This window comes from Hymenobacter sp. UYP22, assembly GCF_040547285.1.
GTDB lineage: Bacteria > Bacteroidota > Bacteroidia > Cytophagales > Hymenobacteraceae > Hymenobacter.
On record NZ_JBEPPK010000005.1, the window covers coordinates 168515 to 185599 of the forward strand.

15 protein-coding genes are annotated in these 17085 nt (G+C 56.4%); 6 read left to right on the plus strand and 9 right to left on the minus strand.

What is annotated here, in order from left to right; genetic code table 11:
- Nucleotides 1–288 precede the first annotated feature (288 nt).
- From recN to ABIB60_RS11010, 7 genes are all read right to left on the minus strand, one after another.
- Nucleotides 289–1962, minus strand: a complete 1674-nt coding sequence (gene recN / locus ABIB60_RS10985) for a DNA repair protein RecN (protein ID WP_354579849.1) — start codon at nt 1960–1962, stop codon at nt 289–291.
- A gap of 232 nt (nt 1963–2194) precedes the next feature.
- Nucleotides 2195–3109: a type IX secretion system protein PorD gene (gene porD, locus ABIB60_RS10990; protein WP_354579850.1), complete on the minus strand. Its 915-nt coding sequence runs from the start codon at nt 3107–3109 to the stop codon at nt 2195–2197.
- Complete coding sequence (locus tag ABIB60_RS22425) at nt 3102–3758, minus strand: phosphopantothenoylcysteine decarboxylase domain-containing protein (protein ID WP_502915122.1); 657 nt, start codon at nt 3756–3758, stop codon at nt 3102–3104. The genes porD and ABIB60_RS22425 overlap by 8 nt, the downstream gene beginning before the upstream one ends.
- A 126-nt stretch (nt 3759–3884) precedes the next feature.
- Entirely contained in the window at nt 3885–4448 is a 564-nt protein-coding gene (locus tag ABIB60_RS22430) for a flavoprotein (RefSeq protein WP_502915123.1), read from the minus strand.
- A gap of 129 nt (nt 4449–4577) precedes the next feature.
- On the minus strand, nt 4578–4907 hold the full coding sequence (locus tag ABIB60_RS11000) for a DNA-directed RNA polymerase subunit omega (protein ID WP_354579851.1): 330 nt from the start codon (nt 4905–4907) through the stop codon (nt 4578–4580).
- Nucleotides 4908–5025: 118 nt separating this feature from the next.
- Nucleotides 5026–5853 (minus strand): outer membrane protein assembly factor BamD, encoded by an 828-nt coding sequence (locus ABIB60_RS11005; RefSeq protein ID WP_354579853.1) that lies wholly within the window; start codon nt 5851–5853, stop codon nt 5026–5028.
- Between the two features lie 162 nt (nt 5854–6015).
- Nucleotides 6016–7668 (minus strand): OstA-like protein, encoded by a 1653-nt coding sequence (locus tag ABIB60_RS11010; protein WP_354579855.1) that lies wholly within the window; start codon nt 7666–7668, stop codon nt 6016–6018.
- A 262-nt stretch (nt 7669–7930) separates the two neighbouring features.
- On the opposite strand from ABIB60_RS11010, the gene tilS reads away from it, so the two are divergent.
- The 6 genes from tilS to ABIB60_RS11040 all read left to right on the plus strand — a co-directional run bounded on the left by tilS (nt 7931) and on the right by ABIB60_RS11040 (nt 15254).
- Nucleotides 7931–9259, plus strand: a complete 1329-nt coding sequence (gene tilS, locus ABIB60_RS11015; RefSeq protein WP_354579857.1) for a tRNA lysidine(34) synthetase TilS — start codon at nt 7931–7933, stop codon at nt 9257–9259.
- 201 nt (nt 9260–9460) lie between these two features.
- A complete protein-coding gene (locus ABIB60_RS11020; protein ID WP_354579859.1) occupies nt 9461–9733 on the plus strand; it encodes a hypothetical protein in 273 nt (90 codons plus the stop codon).
- 236 nt (nt 9734–9969) lie between these two features.
- Nucleotides 9970–10773 carry a GLPGLI family protein gene (locus ABIB60_RS11025; protein ID WP_354579861.1) on the plus strand — a complete coding sequence of 268 codons (804 nt, stop codon included), beginning with the start codon at nt 9970–9972 and terminating at the stop codon, nt 10771–10773.
- A 22-nt stretch (nt 10774–10795) separates the two neighbouring features.
- Nucleotides 10796–13471, plus strand: coding sequence for a carboxypeptidase regulatory-like domain-containing protein (locus ABIB60_RS11030; RefSeq protein WP_354579863.1), 2676 nt, complete (start codon nt 10796–10798; stop codon nt 13469–13471).
- A 106-nt stretch (nt 13472–13577) separates the two neighbouring features.
- Nucleotides 13578–14519 (plus strand): malate dehydrogenase, encoded by a 942-nt coding sequence (gene mdh / locus ABIB60_RS11035; RefSeq protein ID WP_354579865.1) that lies wholly within the window; start codon nt 13578–13580, stop codon nt 14517–14519.
- A 102-nt stretch (nt 14520–14621) separates the two neighbouring features.
- Nucleotides 14622–15254, plus strand: coding sequence for a macro domain-containing protein (locus ABIB60_RS11040; RefSeq protein WP_354579866.1), 633 nt, complete (start codon nt 14622–14624; stop codon nt 15252–15254).
- 27 nt (nt 15255–15281) lie between these two features.
- On the opposite strand, the gene ABIB60_RS11045 is transcribed toward ABIB60_RS11040, so the two are convergent.
- Nucleotides 15282–16184, minus strand: coding sequence for a rhomboid family intramembrane serine protease (locus ABIB60_RS11045; protein WP_354579868.1), 903 nt, complete (start codon nt 16182–16184; stop codon nt 15282–15284).
- Nucleotides 16185–16291: 107 nt separating this feature from the next.
- Nucleotides 16292–17053 carry a rhomboid family intramembrane serine protease gene (locus ABIB60_RS11050; protein ID WP_354579869.1) on the minus strand — a complete coding sequence of 254 codons (762 nt, stop codon included), beginning with the start codon at nt 17051–17053 and terminating at the stop codon, nt 16292–16294.
- Nucleotides 17054–17085 lie beyond the last annotated feature (32 nt).

Sequence of the window (17085 nt, forward strand, 5' to 3'; positions counted from 1 at the left end):
AATCCAAGCAACAGCCTTATAAGCTGCAGCTTCCCTGAAAAATAAAGATCTGCTACTAACAACAGGTTATGAAATACTAGTACTGCCCACGCTATCCACATCCAGGAATGTTGGTTGGTATTAAAGGGATGGCTGCTGAACAAGTATACAAGAGCCAACCCGAATAGCACCCTGGAAAGCCTTCTCAACTTAGCAAGCACTGTCATTATGCGTAAGATAACAGCTGAACTATACATTTGAATATGATTATGATGATTGGCTAAGTTAACAGCAATTCATTCACCGCTACTACCCCGCCATTTCCACGCCGCGCAGGGCCAGTAGCTCCCGGGCGCTCTGGTACGCGTGCTGGCTGGGGTTGGCCCCGGAAATCATCTGGGCAATTTCCTGGATGCGTTCCTCCTGGTTGAGCTCCCGGATGCGGCTCACGGTGCGGTCGGCGCGGTCTTCCTTATACACGAAGTAGTGCGCGTCGCCGGCGGCGGCCATCTGGGGCAGGTGGCTGATGGTAATGAGCTGGTGCTTCTTAGCCATCTGCTGCATCATGCGGCCTACTTTCACGGCAATTTCCCCGCTGATGCCGGTGTCAATTTCATCGAATACGATGGTGGGCAGGGCCGTTTTATCGGCCAGCAGGTATTTGATGCAGAGCATGAGCCGGGAAAATTCCCCGCCCGAGGCCGATTTGCTCAGGGTTTGGGGCTGGGCACCTTTGTTGGCCGAGAACAGGATGCTTATTACATCAATGCCGCTGGCAGCGGGGGCGCTTTCCTGGTGCTGCACCACAATGCGGGAATGCGGCATGCCCAGGTCCGTGAGTAGGGAGGCCAACTCCTTCTCAAACTTCGGGAACACCTTACGGCGGGCTTCCGAGAGCCGGGCCGCCTGCTTGGTAATGGTGGCCAAGCTGGCTTCTACTTCCCGACGCAGGCGGGTTATCTGCTTATCCAGGTTGAGCACTGAGCCCACTTTGTCGCGTAGGTCGGAGCGTACGGCTAACAGAGCCACTACATCTCGCACCTGATGCTTACGCTGCAGGCTGTAGAGAATGTTTAAGCGGTTTTGCAGCTCATCAATGCGGGCCGGGTCGCCTTCGGTGCGGCGCTCCACGGCCTCAATCTCGTCGGCAATATCGTGCAGCTCAATCAGGCAGCTGTCCAGGCGGTTTTTCAGCTCCCGCACCGGTTCGGAGTAGGCGGCAATCTGGCCCAGCATGGAAGCAGCATCCTTCAGGGCCCCGGCGGCGCAGTATTCCCCCTCCGACAGCCCCTGCAAAGCATGGGTGAGCTTGAACTTGATTTCCTCGGCGTGTTCCAGCTCCTTCACTTCCTGCTCCAGCTCGTCCTGCTGCTCGTTGTCGAGGCTGGCATCTTCCAGCTCATTGAGTAGAAAGCTATGATAGTCCAGCTCCTTATTGGCTTGGGCTACCTGGTCTTCCAGGGCTTTCAAATCTGACTCCTGCTTGCGGTACTGGCGGTACGCATTGCTGTATTGCCCCCGCATCGGCACCAAGCCAGCGTACAAATCCAGTAGGTTTAGCTGAAACACCGTGTCGCCGAGCAGCAGCGTATCGTGCTGGGAGTGAATATCCATCAGGTTGGCTCCGATGTGGCGCAGGGTTTCCAGCGTTACGGGCGTATCATTGATGAACGCCCGGCTTTTTCCGGCCGGACTAATTTCCCGGCGCAGAATGCATTGCTGGTCATAGTCCAGGTCCTCCGACTCAAAAATATCCTGCAACTGGTAGCTGCGAATATCAAACTGCCCCTCAATTACGCACTTCTTGTCCGTGTCAAAGAGCATGCGCGAGTCGGCGCGGTTGCCGAGCAGCAGCCCAATGGCGCCCAGCATAATGGACTTACCCGCTCCGGTTTCGCCCGTAATAATGTTGAGCAGCGCCGAGGGGCGCAACTCCAGTTTTTCAATCAGCGCGTAGTTCTGAATTCGCAGATCAACCAGCATAACAAACCAAATGAAGGCCGGGGTGCCGGCCGTAGCTGCCAAAGAAACCAGGCTACGGGCCAGCCAGCAACAGGCAAGTCTAGTAGCTTTAGCAAAGCTACTAGTTCATTTAGTCAAATGCCAATATGTTTCGCCAGAAAGATTTCCAGTTCGCTTTTGCAAACAGCTCCCAAGGCTTTCAAGGAGGCTAATGGCCACCCCAGATCCGTCCGGTGGCTTGGAAAGCCAAACGTTAGGGCTGCCGCAGAATTGTTTGGTAGCGGGCGGAGTTAGTAGGGTCTACTTCGGTGAGCAGGGTAGCTACTTGCGTTTTCTGCTGCTGGTCGGGGCTGGTGCGGAATACGTTGGATATTTCCTCGGCCTTGGTGGTGAAAAAGGCGCGGGCCAGCAAGGTACCCGGGCGGCGCTGCACGGCCTGTTGCACGCTTTGCAGAGCCGTGGCCATACTAGCCCGGGCTTCTTCGGGGTTGGTAATAAATATATCCATGCCCTGCCGGTAGTAGGCATAAATAGCACTCCGGAAAGCTTCCAACTGCGGGTCCTGCAGGTTATTGAGCAGCCAATACCGGTTGCCGTTGTTGGTGTCTTTCCACCCTTCATCGGCCTCGTTGGTGATGTTCTGCGAGGCGGCGTTTACCAAAATAGTGCGGGCTCGGTCGTAGTATGGGGAGCCACTCAGGGGCGAGAAGCTGTCTTGGTCCATGCCAATGATGATGTAGGCGTAGAACGTCAGCAGCGACGACAGATTCCCGACAAACGTCGTTTCGGAATAGTCGATAGGGTTTTGGGGGGAGTAGTTGAACAGCCAGCCCCGGTCGGCGAAGCTTAGCAAGTTGGTTTCGTAGCCGGTACCGTACACCGGGCGCGTGCTCAGAACGCGCACCGTGGCCCGGTACGTACCGTTCTGCGGAATTTCGGTAATACCCACGAACACTTTGCAGCGGATCTTCTCTTCGGGCCGATATACCTTATTGGTGAAGGACCGCGTGTTCAGAAACGTCTGCATGTCGTTGCGCATCTGCTGCACTAGCTGCCGGTCCGATATGGTCACGTTTTCGGTGGACACGGTTACTTCGGCCAGCAGTTCCTGAGCCTGGGTGGCGGCAGCGCAGCTAACGAGGCACAACAATAAGAAGAGTTTACGCATGAGCTTGGGGTAAACGACGAGCCAATACCGAACGCACAATATCACGCGCCACGTCCGTCTTGGCTTTCAGCTCGAAGTTAGTTATTCGGCCGTCAGCATCCAGCACAGTCACTTTGTTGGTATCGTGGCGAAAACCGGCCCCGGCGTCACGCAGGGAGTTCAGTACCACCATATCAAAGTTTTTGCGCTGGAGTTTACCGAGGGCGTGCGCGTGTTCGTTCTCAGTTTCCAACGCAAAACCTACCGAAAATTGTTCGGGCCGCTTGGTTTTCCCCAGCTCGGCGGCAATGTCCACGTTCTTTACCAGTTCCAGCGTGAGGGTTTCGCCCGCCTTTTTGATTTTCTGCTCGGCTACCTGGGCCGGGCGGTAGTCAGCTACGGCAGCGGCAAACACCCACACGTCGGCCGAGGCGGCTTCGGCTACGGCGGCCTCGTACATTTCCTGGGCAGTTTGCACGCGCACCGTCCGGATGCGGGCATTGCTTGGGTCGGGCAGGTTGGTAGGCCCACTGATAAGCAGTACCTCGCACCCCTCCGCCGCAAATGTTTCAGCTAGTGCATAGCCCATTTTGCCGGTGCTATGGTTGCCAATAAATCGCACTGGATCCAGGGGTTCGTAGGTAGGGCCGGCAGTAATCAGGACGCGCATGCGTTTTTAGGTCAAAGAGGAAAAGAAAACAGAGCCGCGGAAGCAAATAGGTTATCCGCTTGCTTCCTTCGGCGTACGGCTCACACTGGATAAGTCTGTAAGTATACACCTCAGTCGCCCGAGCGTCTACTTCTCATCTTTTCCCTGCCCAAAAAACTGCTCCAGTTCCCGTACTATATCCTCCGGCTCCAGCATGCGACCGGGGCCACTGAGGCCGCTGGCTAGCTCGCCGGCCGGAGAGTCCCATACGGTGGTGCCGTACTCGCGCAGGCGGCGCAGGTTGGCCTGCGTGGCCGGGTGCTGGTACATATCCAGGTCCATGGCCGGCGCTACAAACACGGGGCAGCGGGCCGAGAGGTACACGGCATCCAGGAGCGTATCGCAGAGCCCCCCGGCCAGGTGCGCCAAGGTATTAGCCGAAGCCGGAGCAACTACCAGGGCATCGGCCCACAAACCCAGGTGTACATGGTTGTGCCACTCCCCGGCTTTCTCATCCCGCAGAAAACCCTGTAGCACCGGGTTTTTTGATAAGGTACCCAGGGTGAGCGGCGTAACAAAAGCCAAAGCGGACGGGGTTAGAATTACCTGTACCTCGGCACCGGCCTGCACCAACTGGCGCACCAGCAGCGCCGATTTATAGGCTGCAATGCTCCCGCACACACCTACCAGAATTTTGCGCCCTTGCAGCATAGAGTGGAGTTTGAGAATAGAACCCAGCAGTACCGGAAAGCAGCCGAACACAAAAACGCCATGCCGAACCGAGCAGCTTACTGTGCGGGGTCAGCATGACGTTCTCACGAGAATACTCGGCTGGTAAATCTAGCCTTTGACTTCTTCCTCAGCGGGAGTGCGGAAGTGCACTTTGCCTTCCAGGAACTCCTCTACGGCCAGGTTGGTAGGTTTGGGCAGACGCTCGTAGTGCTTGGAAATTTCGATTTGCTCGCGGTTTTCGAATACCTCTTCCAGGTTGTCTACGGTGGTGGCAAACTCGGCCAGCTTGCCATTCAGCTCCTCTTTCAGCTTCACGGAAATCTGGTTGGCGCGCTTGGAGATGATGGCCAGGCTTTCGTACACGTTGCCGGTTTCAGCCGTGAAATCCGACATGTTACGGGTTACGATGGAGGCGGGTACGTTATTGGGAGCTTTCATACTTGAATGTGCTGAATGTGTTTTGATGTGAGTAATGTAAAAAATCAGTGCGAAGCCTATGTGGTGTGGTGAGTACGACTTCTCACATTCAACCACATTCTTCCCACATTTTTCACATTTACTTGGCGGCTGTACCTTCGGCAGGTTTCAGCTTGGCTACCGCGTCGCGGGACTGGTCGTACATACGCTCAGCCTCCTTTAGGCTTTTGCTTTGGGGGAAAGCGTCAACGAAATTCTGGTAGAAGGCAATGGCTTCCAGGTACCGCTCCCGCTGCTTTTCTTCCACGCTTTCCGTGGCCAGGTCATACTGAGCGCTCAGTTTCAGGAAAGCGGCCTGCTCGCCGTAGGCTGAGGAAGGAAACTGCTGCTGAAACTGGGTAAACGCCGTAATGGCCGACTGGAAGTAGCGCAAATCGTAATACAGACGGGCACCACGGAACGCTTTGTTTTCCAGCTTCTTCTGCAGCTCCTGCGACATACCATCGGTTTCCGAGCGGAACTTGCTTTCCGGGAAGCGGTTCAGGAACTCCTGAATTACCTCCAGGGCCGTGTAGGTGTTGGTTTGGTCCAGCTGAAACTCCGGGGAGTCACGGAACAGGGACTTGGCTTGCATAAAAGCCGCTTCCTCCGCCTGGGGGGAGTTGGGATACGTCTCGTAAAACGTTTTGAAGTAGTAGGCGCTCAGCGTGTAGTTGCGCTGCTGGAAGTTGGTGTTAGCAAAGTAGAACTGGGCCTTCTCGGCCTCGGGACGGCCTTTCAGCAACGGAATCAACTCTTCCAGCAATGTACCGGCCTTGAAATAGTCGCCCTTCTCATAGTACTGGATGGCAGCTTCGTATTTCTTGTTCACGTCGGTGCTCTTGAGCAGCTTTTGGTAGCCAGTGCAGGAGCCGAGCAGCAAGGTGCTCAATAACAGAACAAAAAAGGCAGGGCGGAAAGACAGCATAAGGGCGCAAAGGTAAGAAGAATCGGTGAGGCAATTGGGGTATTGCTTGCAGGTAGCATGTAACCGTCATGCTGAGCTTGTCGAAGCATCTCTGCCGCTTCGTTTAATCCTACCTGGCGAAGCGACAGAGATGCTTCGGCAAGCTCAGCATGACGTTCTTATCTATTTTCTCACCGGTTTAGAAGTCGCTTTAGGTTTTACAGCCGCTGGCTTCTTAGGCGCGGCTTTTTTGGCTGTTGATGATTTCTTGGCGGGAGTTGTCTTCTTTTTAGCCTTGGTTGGCAAAGCGAAGTGCTTGCCTAACGTTTGGCGGCGGGTAGGGCGTTCCGTGGCGCGCCAGCGGAAATCCTTGAGCTTGGCGTCTTCCGGTTTGAGGTCGTTGGGCGGAATGAATTGGGCTTCGGGGTTGGTCAGAAAGCTGATGGTGTTGAGCTTGCCCTCCTGAAACCGCAAGGCCATGGTGGCCGAAAGGCTTTTGTTGACGCCCGACACGGCCGTATCACCCTCAAGAGCATAGTAGAGGCTCTCGGCGTTGCCAAGCACGTCTATTTTTTTTATGGATTTGTCGCGGAAGTAAGCCACCATGTTGCGGCCCTTCACCTGATTGAAGTTCAGCAAAGTGTCCTGCCCGATGCTGAAGGCGTGCCCAAACAGCCGCATTTGGTCAATTTGGCCCTTGCGCTGCTGAATCTGCATGGAGTCGGCGGTGAGCTGATTGCCCTTGTTCCAGAGCACCGGGTCGTGGCTGAGGTAGATGATGGAATCCTGCCGGTCGTAGGTGAGTGAGTCGCAGCGGCCCTGCAAGTCACTGCGGAAGATGCGCACCTTGCGGTAGGCGTAAATCACGCCGGCCTTATTCTGGGGCGGGCGACCTTCCAGGCTCACCAGCGTATCGGCGGCCAGGTAAAGGGTATCCTTCGCGTTGATATTACGCATCACGGGCTGGCTGCCGTACACCTTGGCCCGGCCCTGGGCCCGCCAGTAGCGCCCCACGTCGCCCCGGATTACAAGGTTATCCTTCTTCGAGGTCATGGACACCCGACCGGTGGCCACGCCGTACTGCCGAGCCTCATCGTAGTACAGCTTGTCGCCGCCCAGCAGGTAGTTGGGCGTTTCGATTTTGGCGTTTCGGGCGAAGTTGGAAATCTTAGTAATGGTGTTGTAGTTCCCGTTTTCGGCGTAGAGGTTGCCCTGCTTGCCCTTAATGCGGGTGGGCCCGAAGAAGTAGGCAATCTTGCTGATGGTGTTGTACTGCAGCGTGTCGGTGTCGATGGTATTTTCCTTGGTAATCAGCTTTACGTTGCGCTTAAAGCTGAACACTTTGCTCTGGGTGTTGTAGTAACCGAACTGGCTGTCGAGCGTGTTTTCGGGGTCCTGGAGGTGGCCGCCGGTGCTGTAATAGGCCAGGTTGTTGGTGAGGTCGTAGTCGAGCAGCTGGGTGGTGAGGGTCATGCGCGGGTCGCGCATGGTCACGTTGCCGGTCATGCGGGCCTTGCGGGTGTCGCCGTCATAGGTGCCCCGGTCGCCGGTAATGGTGATGGTGTCGTTCTGAATGATGCGCACGTTGCTGAACGCCTCCAGCGAGTTGCGCTCGGTGTATTGGTATGCCGAGTCACAATAGAGCAGCGTAGTGCCTTGGCGGAAACTCACGTTGCCAATCAGCTTACGAATTTCCACCCCATTGAAATCACCGCCCTGCAATTCGGAGGCAGTCAGGAGCTCAATCTGCTGGCCTTTTTGCGGGGTAGGCTGATTGGCGGGGCGCGCGGCTGGGCGCTGCTGGGCCCATGCCTGGGCCGGCAGGAGTAGCAGCAACAGAAGAAAAAGAGGCTTCGGGAACGACATTTCAGCGCAAAGGTACAGAAGGGCCGTTGCTAACGGTTTTCTTTGTGGAATAGTACAGGTCTTCTGTTTAGAGCCAAGGCTAATTCCCCTCCTTGGAAAGGAGGGGCTGGGGTGGTTGACATTCGTTGAACACCCTTTTTAGCTCTGGCAATAGCCTGTTCATTTGCCATCCACCACCCCCCTCCTTTCCAAGGAGAGGAGCTAGCTCTTTAGCACTAGATTTCGCTTTCCCATGCTCGACCGGATCCAAGCCTTCATTCAGGAACACACCCTCTTCTCCCCTACCGACCAGCTGCTGGTAGCCGTTAGCGGCGGCCTCGATTCGGTGGTACTGGCCGACGTGCTGCACCGGCTGGGCGTGAAGTTTGGGGTGGCGCACTGCCACTTCGGGCTGCGGGGCGAGGAGGCCGACGCTGACGAGCAGTTTGTGCGCAAGCTGGCGGAGAAGTACGATGCGCCCTACTTCGTGGAGTTTTTCCAGACCAAGAAGTTTGCTGAGCAGGAAGGCATTTCGACGCAGATGGCCGCCCGGGCCATGCGTTACGAGTGGTTTGAGCGCATCCGGGCGCAGCAGGGCTACGCCGCCGTAGCCACCGCCCACCACCAGCGCGACACCGCCGAAACCATGCTGTTGAACCTAGTGCACGGCACCGGCCTGGCCGGCCTGCACGGCATCCGGCCCAAAACCGGCCACCTGGTGCGCCCCCTGCTGGCCGTGAGCAAACCCGACCTCTACGACTACGTGGTGGAAAACCGCCTGATCTGGCGCGAGGATGCCAGCAACGACTCGCCGGTGTACCAGCGTAACCGCTTGCGCCTGGAGGTGCTGCCCGTGCTGCGCGACATCAACCCCAGCCTGGACCACACCATGAGCGTAACGGCCGAGCGGGTAGGCGCGGCCGAGGAAATCGTGCGCCGCTACGTGGAGGAAACCGCCGCCCAGGCCCAGCGCCAGGAGCCCGAAGCTACCTACCTCGACATCCGGACGCTGCAGAAAACCGCCGCCACCGTTCTAGTGCTGCACGAGTTGCTGCGGCCCTTCGGCTTCAGCTACCTCGTCACCAAGGATATTCTGCAGAGCTTCAGGGCCGAGCCGGGCCGCCGCTTCGAGTCGCCGACGCACCAGCTGGTGAAGGACCGGGAGCAGCTGGTGATTACCCCGCGCAAGCTCCAGAAATTTGGCACCCACCAGCTGCAAGCCGGGCAGGAAGCCCTGAAAATAGACGGCCTGCACCTGCGCACCGAGCTACTGGAAATACCCGAAGGCTACGCCGTACCCAAAGGCAAAGCCTTGGCTGCCCTGGATGCCGATGTGCTCAAGTTTCCGCTCACGGTGCGCCCCTGGCAGGAGGGCGACTGGTTTATGCCCATCGGCATGAAGGGCAAGAAGAAGCTCTCCGACTTCCTCATCGACCAGAAAGTACCCCTCAACCTCAAAGACAACGTGTGGGTTCTGGTATCCGCCGACGGCAAAATTGCCTGGGTTATCGGCTTCCGGCCCGATGAGCGGTTTAAAGTGACGGAGAATACCGAGCGGGTGCTGGTGGTGAAGCGGATGTAATATATGGTTCTTTCTATGTCACAAACAACCGGAAACTGCTTTAGCCAACATATTGAGCTAGTGGCATATAAATTTTATAGCATTGCTCTACCATCTACTGAGCCGGTCACGCCATGTCACAAACAGCATACTTCTGGCCTTGACCTTGCTTAGATACAGGAAGTTACTTGAGGCATCATTTCATCTAACCCTTACCGTATCATGAAAAAAGTTCTTCTGATGGCTGCCTTGCTGGGTGGCGTATCGTTCAGCAGCATGGCCGCTGGAAATGAGTCGACAGGTAGTCCAATTTCGTCAAAAGAAGCATCAACAACAGTCACTGCTGAGCCGTCAACGCGGCCAGAAACACTTACGAAATATATTTTCAAAGCTCAGGACTGGTATTTATCAGCATGTGGCCATAATGAACACTTTGTTGGGGAAAAAGCAGATGCAGCCGAATATATGCAATGGATGATAAACACATATTGCTGATTTCGTATAGCAGTTTCCAAAATTAGTTATACCTAACTACGAAGGTGTTTTTAGTATCTTGAACAGATCGAACGTTAAGCTGTAAAGACACGTCTCCGTAACAGGCATACTCCATTCACGAAATTGCTATTTTCAATAATCACAAGAAAGCACAACTCATATCATCGCCTGAAAACACTAATAGGTAATTAAATTAATTACCTATTAGTGTTTTTTCACTTTAACTTAACAAAAACATGAATAAGTATTTTTTTCTTTTCGTGACATTAATTTTTTTGACATGTTCATTTAATACAATTCATAACAAAAGTATACAATCATCATTTGTATTAATCTACAAATTAACGTATAAAATTGACTCATTAAATGACGATAAAAACACCGAATTAATGCAACTAACTGTAAAAGATAATATTTCGTTATTTGAGAGTCAATTTTCCCATAAAGCAGATTCGATTTTGGATAGCCCATCATTTGACCAATCTTCTATGAATCTACTATCAAATTACCTCAAGAGCAATTTTACTTATAAAATATACAAAACTCACCCAAACAATGAAATTAAGTACTATGACAAAATAGGAAATAAAACATATCATATAGACCAGAATAACAAAATAGTAAAATGGCAAATAACTTCTGTAACGAAGAAAATAGCCGAGTATTCATGCCGAAGAGCAACGACATCATTTGCAGGAAGACAATGGGAAGCTTGGTTTACCACAGCAATACCTCTTTCCGAAGGACCCTATAAATTCTCTGGCTTACCTGGCTTGATTATCAGCTTACATGACAATGATAATGATTATTCATTTGATTTAATCAAAATAAGCAATACCTCAAATATAATTAAATTAAAACTACCTGAAAACATTATATCAACTAACCAAAAAGAATTTAATCAAGGAAAGATTACATACAATTTACAAGGCGTAACAAAGGTTGCTAACAATGGCAATTCACCTGAAGTAGCCAGGCAATTGATTCGCAATTATCAACAAAAACAAGCACGTAAAAACAACCCTCTTGAGTTGCGTTGATAAACTGCGTGATGCATGTGTTATGAGAATAGAATGCATTCACATCAAAGCAATATATCTTATACTATTCTTAGTATTTCCCTGTTTTACAATTTCAGCCCAAACTACGCTTACCGGTACACTCACCGACGCCCAGCGCCAGCCCATTCCGGGGGCACTGGTGGAGGTGCAGCCGCTGCCGGGCCTGGATGAGTCGGCGGTGGCCGTGACCGATGAAGCGGGCCGTTTCCGGGTGCAACTGCCTTTTGCCGCCGATTCGGTGCTGCTGAGTGCCCGCAGCCTGGGCTTCCGGGAGCAGACGCGGCGACTGCGCAACTTCTCGCAGGCCGTAAGCCTCACCCTGCCCGACAACCCCACCCCGCTCAAGGAGGTAGTAGTGAAGGCCGACCCCATCCGGCGCGAGGGTGACACGCTCAGCTACCGCGTATCGGCGTTTACCGAGAAGAAGGACCGCGTGCTGGCCGACGTGCTGAAGAAGATGCCGGGCGTGGAGGTGGAGGCCGACGGACGCATCCTGTATGAGGGCCGGCCCATCCAGAAGTTCTACATCAACGGGGCCGATTTGCTGGAAAGCCGCTACAGCCAGGCCAGCAACAACCTGCCCGCCGAGGCCGTGCAGGACGTGCAGGTGCTCAAGCGCCACCAGCCCATTGCGGCGTTGCGCGGGGTGCGGCAGTCGGAGCAGGCCTCCCTGAATATCAGCCTGAAGAAAGCAGTAACGGCTACCGGGCAGGGCCGGCTGGGTTTGGGCGCGGCCCCGCTGCTTTGGAACGCCAACCTGGCGCCCATGCTGTTTACGCCCCGGCAGCAGCTGCTGGATACTTACCAGACCAATAACACCGGCCAGGACGTGGCCGCCGAGATAAAGCCCCTGAGCCTGGATGATGTGCAGCGGCTGCGGGAGCCGGGGTTTCGTAAGCCCGACCTGACCAGTATTCAGGAGCTGGGCCAGCCCCCGCTGCCAGCCAGCCGCTGGCTATTCAACCAAGTGCACTTGGTCAGCGCCAACCATCTGGTGCCCTTTAGCAAGGAGGCCAATCTGCGCGTAAATGCCTCTTACCTCACCGATGAGCAGCTGCGGCGGGGCAGCACCCGCACCCGCTACACCCTGCCCGATGGCCGCGCCATCACCCTCACCGAGGACAAGCGCAACGTACTGCGCCCCCGCCAGCTTACCACCGACCTGGCCTACATCCGCAACGTGAAGCAGTACTACCTGAAAAATACGCTCAGCCTGATCCGCAGCTGGGACGAGCAGAGCGGGCTGCTCACGCGCAGTGTCGACGCCAAACCAATCCGCCAACAGGCCCGCAACCCCTTCACCAGCCTTAGTAACCGCCTGGGTCTGGTGCAGCCGCTGAGCCGGGGGCGGATGGTGCAGGTAAACTCCGTGCTGACGCTGGCCGCCAGCCCGCAGCAGCTGACGGTGGAACCCGGCCCGCTGCCGGCCGTGCTAACCGGCGGGCTGCCCTACGACAGAGCCAGCCAGGCTGCCACCCAGCGCAGCCTGTATACCAGCAACTCGGCGGCGCTGCTGTGGGGGCAAGCGCACTGGCGCTACACGGCCACCGCCGGCTTCACGCAGGAGGTACAAAGCCTGAACTCCAGCCTGAGCCGGCAGCCGGCGGCTGAAACCACCGCTGACTCCTTGCGCAACCGCTTACGTGCCCACCAGGCCCGCTACTACCTGCAACCGGCGTTGGATTTCAAAACCGACCGATGGCGGCTGGAGGCTGAGGCCCCGCTGAGCTACCGCACCCTCCGGGCCGCCGATGGGCCCCTGGCCGCTGCCCAGCACCGCCGCTGGCTGACGCTGGAGCCGCAGGTATCGGGGCGGTACGAGCTGAGCGGGCTGTGGCACGCCACCGCCGGGGCCGAGCTGAGCACCCCGGCCGGCAGCCTGGAGCAGCTGTACTACGGCTACCTGCTGCGCGACTACCGCACCCTGCAGCGCAACGCCGCCCCCCTCACCCGCCAGCGCGTACTCAGCAGCCGGCTGGGTTTCTACTACGAGAACCCGCTGACTTCCTGGTTTTATCAGGCTACGTACAGCGTCAGCAGCACTGCCCGCAACCAGCTCCTGCGCAGCCTGGTAGCGCCCGATGGCTCCCTGACCACCGTGGCCGTAGCCCGGCGCACGGTGGCTCCCAGTCATACCCTGGCGGCCCAGGCCAGCAAGTTTATCAGCCCCTGGAAAACGAGCCTGAGTTTGCAGCTGAGCGGTAGTGCCAGCCAGCTGCCCGTGCTGCTGAACAGCACCTTAGCTACCACCCACAGCCGGCAGGGCACCGCGCGCCTGCGCGCCAATGCCTCCCCCGTCAGCTGGGCCAGCCTGGAGTACGCGGGCCAGTTTACTCTGCTGCGCAGCCAGGTAGGCGAAACCAACCAACCCACTACGCGCCTGCAGGAACACCGGGCCAGCCTGGCCCTGTACCCGGCCGAGCAACACCAACTGCTGCTGGCGGCCGAGCACTTCCGTAGTGCCGGGGTGGGGCCAGCTGTGCGCACCTTTTTTCTGGATGCCATTTACCGCTACACGCTGCCTACTGCCCGCAAGCTGGATATTGAGCTGAAAGCCAGCAATATGCTCAACGCCCGCACTTATCAGTACACGTTTGTCTCAGACTTTATACTGGTACAGAATGAATACGAGTTGCGCCCCCGTCAGCTGCTGCTATCCGTGCGGGCCTCCTTTTAGATATGCGGGGCTTTTTGGGAAAAGTCTCCCCTCTTACTTATCATATCTAACTTCTATAAAGTAGCTTTACGCCCATCCCATAGTTCACACCCAATTCCATCCACTGATGAAAGTTACCGTAGTTGGAGCCGGCAACGTAGGCGCAACCTGCGCCGATGTACTGGCCACCCGCGAAATTGCCAACGAAATCGTCCTCGTTGACATCAAGGAAGGCATTGCCGAAGGCAAAGCCCTGGATATCTGGCAGAAAGCCCCCATCATCGGCTACGACTCCCGCACCGTGGGCGTAACCAACGACTACAGCCGCACCGCCGACTCCGACGTGGTGGTGATTACCTCGGGCCTGCCCCGCAAGCCCGGCATGAGCCGCGACGACCTGATTGCCACCAACGCCGGCATCGTGAAGTCGGTGACGGAGCAGGTGGTGAAATACTCGCCCAACGCCATCATCATCGTGGTATCGAACCCCCTGGACGTGATGACCTACCAGGCGCACCTCACCTCGGGCCTGCCCCGGGAGAAGGTGTTTGGCATGGCGGGCATCCTGGACACGGCCCGCTACCGCGCCTTCCTGGCCGAAGCCCTGAACGTAAGCCCCAAGGACATTCAGGCAGTCCTGATGGGTGGCCACGGCGACACCATGGTACCCCTGCCCCGCTACACCACCGTGGGCGGCATTCCCGTAACCGAGCTGATTGGCAAAGCTGAGCTGGACGCCATTGTGCAGCGCACCGCCGTGGGTGGTGGCGAATTGGTGAAGCTGATGGGCACCTCGGCCTGGTATGCCCCCGGTGCTGCTGCTGCCCAGATGGTAGAAGCCATTGTGCGCGACCAGCGCCGCGTGTTCCCGGTGTGCATTGAGCTGCAGGGCGAGTACGGCATCAACGGCGTGTACCTGGGTGCTCCGGTTATCCTGGGCAAAAACGGCATCGAAAAGGTAATCGAGTTGCAACTAAACGACGAGGAAAAGGCAATGCTGGAAACCTCGCGCGGCCACGTGAAAGAAGTGATGGACGCGCTGGACAACATGGGCAAAGCTTCGGCTTAGTTCGTAGTCAGCGCAAACGCAAAAACGGCTGCTCCTTGTGGGGCAGCCGTTTTTGCGTTTGCGGAAAGCTGAAATGCGTACTTTACCGGGGCAAACCACTCTATGCACTTCTACTTCACTGACACCAACTCCGAAATTACCGACGCCTGGCACCGGGTTTTCGCCGATGTATCCCAGGTCACTATTCGCCACGGCTCCATTTTTGAGGTAGCCGCCGATGCGCTGGTAAGCCCCGCCAACAGCTTCGGCTACATGAACGGCGGCATTGATTTCGCCATTTCCAAAACCCTGGGCTGGCACCTGGAAAAAGATCTACAGAGCATCATCCGGGAGAAATATTACGGAGAGCTGCTGGTGGGCCAAGCCGAAATTCTACCTACCGGCCACGCGCAGTTTCCCTACTTGATTGCGGCGCCCACCATGCGCACGCCCATGACCATCACGCGCGGCCCGAACGTGTACCACAGCATGCGGGCCTTACTGCTCCTGCTGGAACACGGCCGTTTGCCTAATGGCCAATTAGTAAAAGAAGTGGTGCAGACGGTGGCTATACCGGGGCTGGGCACCGGAGTAGGCCAAGTGCGGCCGCTGGTGTGCGCCCGCCAAATGCGCATTGCCTGGGAGGACGTGGTGCACCAACGGCATGCCACTGTAGCTGGTTGGGAAGAAATGTGCGGTAACTACGCCTACTTCTACACCCACAACGAGTCCGATATTAAGTACCCTATCCCGTAACTTCTCATCCCACCGGGTGAAGCACCTTTACTTCTGACTGGCGCGGAACAGCTTCTGTTTTTCCTCCTTCGAGAGGCTCTCGTAGCCGGAGTGGGAAATCTTGTCCAGAATCAGGTTTATTTCATCCTCACCGGGCAAGGACGTAGCACTTGCCTTGGCTTTGCTGGCAGCAGGGGCGGCCGCCGTGGCTGCTGCGCTGCGGTGCGTAACGCGCAGATTGGGACGGCCGGTTACCAGGCGCACGAAAAAGTCGCCCACGGCCTGCACGGGACGGCCCAGGTCGCGGCCGGCTTGTAGCTGTTTCACGAACAGGAAGCCAATCAATGCTCCGCCAATGTGGGCTATTCCGCCACCAGGGTTACCCTGGTTGATGGCCAGCACCGAAAGCAGGATGACCACCGCCGCAATGTACTTGATGCGCACCGGCCCCAGCAGAAACAGCATAAAGGTGTAGTCGGGGAGCAGAGTAGCGGCAGCCATGATGATGGCCGTGACGGAGGCGGAAGCGCCCAGCAGCGACAGGCCCACCATGGGCTGCAGGGTTGGTAGCAGATTAAAGCTCAGTAGAAAGAGCACTGCCCCGGCCAGCGCCCCCAGTACATACAAGCTCACCAGCCGCCGGTCGCCCAAGTACTCCCGCACCAGTGCCCCGAAGTAGTACAGGTTGAGCAGGTTAAAGAGTATGTGCCAGAACTCCAGGTGGGAAAAAGCATACGTCAGCAGCGTCCAGGGGTGGCGCAGCAGACTGGGCAGGTCGGAGGGCAGCTGAAACTGCCGGGCCACATTGAGAAAGTACGCCCCCACGCCCGAAAGGCTCATTATAGCCTTGGTCAAGACCAGAAACACGAATACCAGCACGTTCAGCAGCAGCAGCTTGTGCAGGGAGTTGTCGCGGCTAAAGGCAGTTCGGATATCGGTAATGATGCTCATGTGCGTGGTAGGGCGGGTGAAGGAGGTACGGCCGGGTGGGCTGCAGGGTGGCGGGAAATTTCCACATTTTTCGGGCAAGCGGCGTTAGCCAGCCCCAGCCGGGCATACTAGTACAGGCGGGTGCGGTTGCGCTGCCAGATCTGCAACACAATGAACCCGACCAGCATTCCACCTAAGTGCGCAAAGTGGGCGATGTTGTCGCCGGGTATGCGCCGGATGCCGAAGAAAAACTCATATAAGCCGTAGAGAATCACAAAGTACTTGGCCTTGATGGGTATCGGCAGCGGAAACACCATTAACGACGTGTTGGGGAACAGCATCCCGAAGGCAATGATAATCCCGAACAGCGCGCCGGATGCACCCACCATCGGGCCGTTCAGACTACCCTCGTACAATGCCTCGAACCGCCCCAGCGTATTATTGATGACGTATGTATCATTGGGGTTATCATGCAATTTCACCGCTGACGACTCGTATGTCTTGGCCAAGTCGGGCAGGTTGGTTTCGGCAAAGTTCATCAGGTTTACGCCTGTGGGCTCCTGCCGGAATGCCTCTAGCTGCTGGCCCATGCGATGCACCTCATAGGTGCGCAGCCCGTTGTAGAGCACGCCCGCGCCCACCCCGCAAATCAGCCAGAACGTCAGGAACCGCTTGGCCCCCCACCGCTCTTCCAGCAGCGGCCCCAAGGAAATCAGGCCAATCATGTTGGAGAAAATGTGCCCCGTATCGGCGTGCATGAACATATAGGTGAAGAACTGCCAGGGCCAGAACAACGGTGAGCCAATGGGGTACAGGGCCAGAAGATCAAGCTGTAGATACCGGCTCGCTAGGAACACCACCACGTTGGCGATGAGCAGGTTGCGAACCATAGGGGTAAACTGAAACATAGCGAGGTTGTGCG

Excerpts from the sequence above, each read along its gene's own strand:
- mdh (WP_354579865.1), top strand. The coding sequence starts at position 13,578 with ATGAAAGTTACCGTAGTTGGAGCCGGCAACGTAGGCGCAACCTGCGCC.
- ABIB60_RS11045 (WP_354579868.1), bottom strand. The coding sequence starts at position 16,184 with ATGAGCATCATTACCGATATCCGAACTGCCTTTAGCCGCGACAACTCC.
- ABIB60_RS11030 (WP_354579863.1), top strand. The coding sequence starts at position 10,796 with ATGAGAATAGAATGCATTCACATCAAAGCAATATATCTTATACTATTC.
- ABIB60_RS11000 (WP_354579851.1), bottom strand. The coding sequence starts at position 4,907 with ATGAAAGCTCCCAATAACGTACCCGCCTCCATCGTAACCCGTAACATG.
- recN (WP_354579849.1), bottom strand. The coding sequence starts at position 1,962 with ATGCTGGTTGATCTGCGAATTCAGAACTACGCGCTGATTGAAAAACTG.
- ABIB60_RS11005 (WP_354579853.1), bottom strand. The coding sequence starts at position 5,853 with ATGCTGTCTTTCCGCCCTGCCTTTTTTGTTCTGTTATTGAGCACCTTG.
- ABIB60_RS11040 (WP_354579866.1), top strand. The coding sequence starts at position 14,622 with ATGCACTTCTACTTCACTGACACCAACTCCGAAATTACCGACGCCTGG.
- ABIB60_RS11050 (WP_354579869.1), bottom strand. The coding sequence starts at position 17,053 with ATGGTTCGCAACCTGCTCATCGCCAACGTGGTGGTGTTCCTAGCGAGC.
- ABIB60_RS22430 (WP_502915123.1), bottom strand. The coding sequence starts at position 4,448 with ATGCTGCAAGGGCGCAAAATTCTGGTAGGTGTGTGCGGGAGCATTGCA.
- ABIB60_RS22425 (WP_502915122.1), bottom strand. The coding sequence starts at position 3,758 with ATGCGCGTCCTGATTACTGCCGGCCCTACCTACGAACCCCTGGATCCA.
- porD (WP_354579850.1), bottom strand. The coding sequence starts at position 3,109 with ATGCGTAAACTCTTCTTATTGTTGTGCCTCGTTAGCTGCGCTGCCGCC.
- tilS (WP_354579857.1), top strand. The coding sequence starts at position 7,931 with ATGCTCGACCGGATCCAAGCCTTCATTCAGGAACACACCCTCTTCTCC.
- ABIB60_RS11020 (WP_354579859.1), top strand. The coding sequence starts at position 9,461 with ATGAAAAAAGTTCTTCTGATGGCTGCCTTGCTGGGTGGCGTATCGTTC.
- ABIB60_RS11025 (WP_354579861.1), top strand. The coding sequence starts at position 9,970 with ATGAATAAGTATTTTTTTCTTTTCGTGACATTAATTTTTTTGACATGT.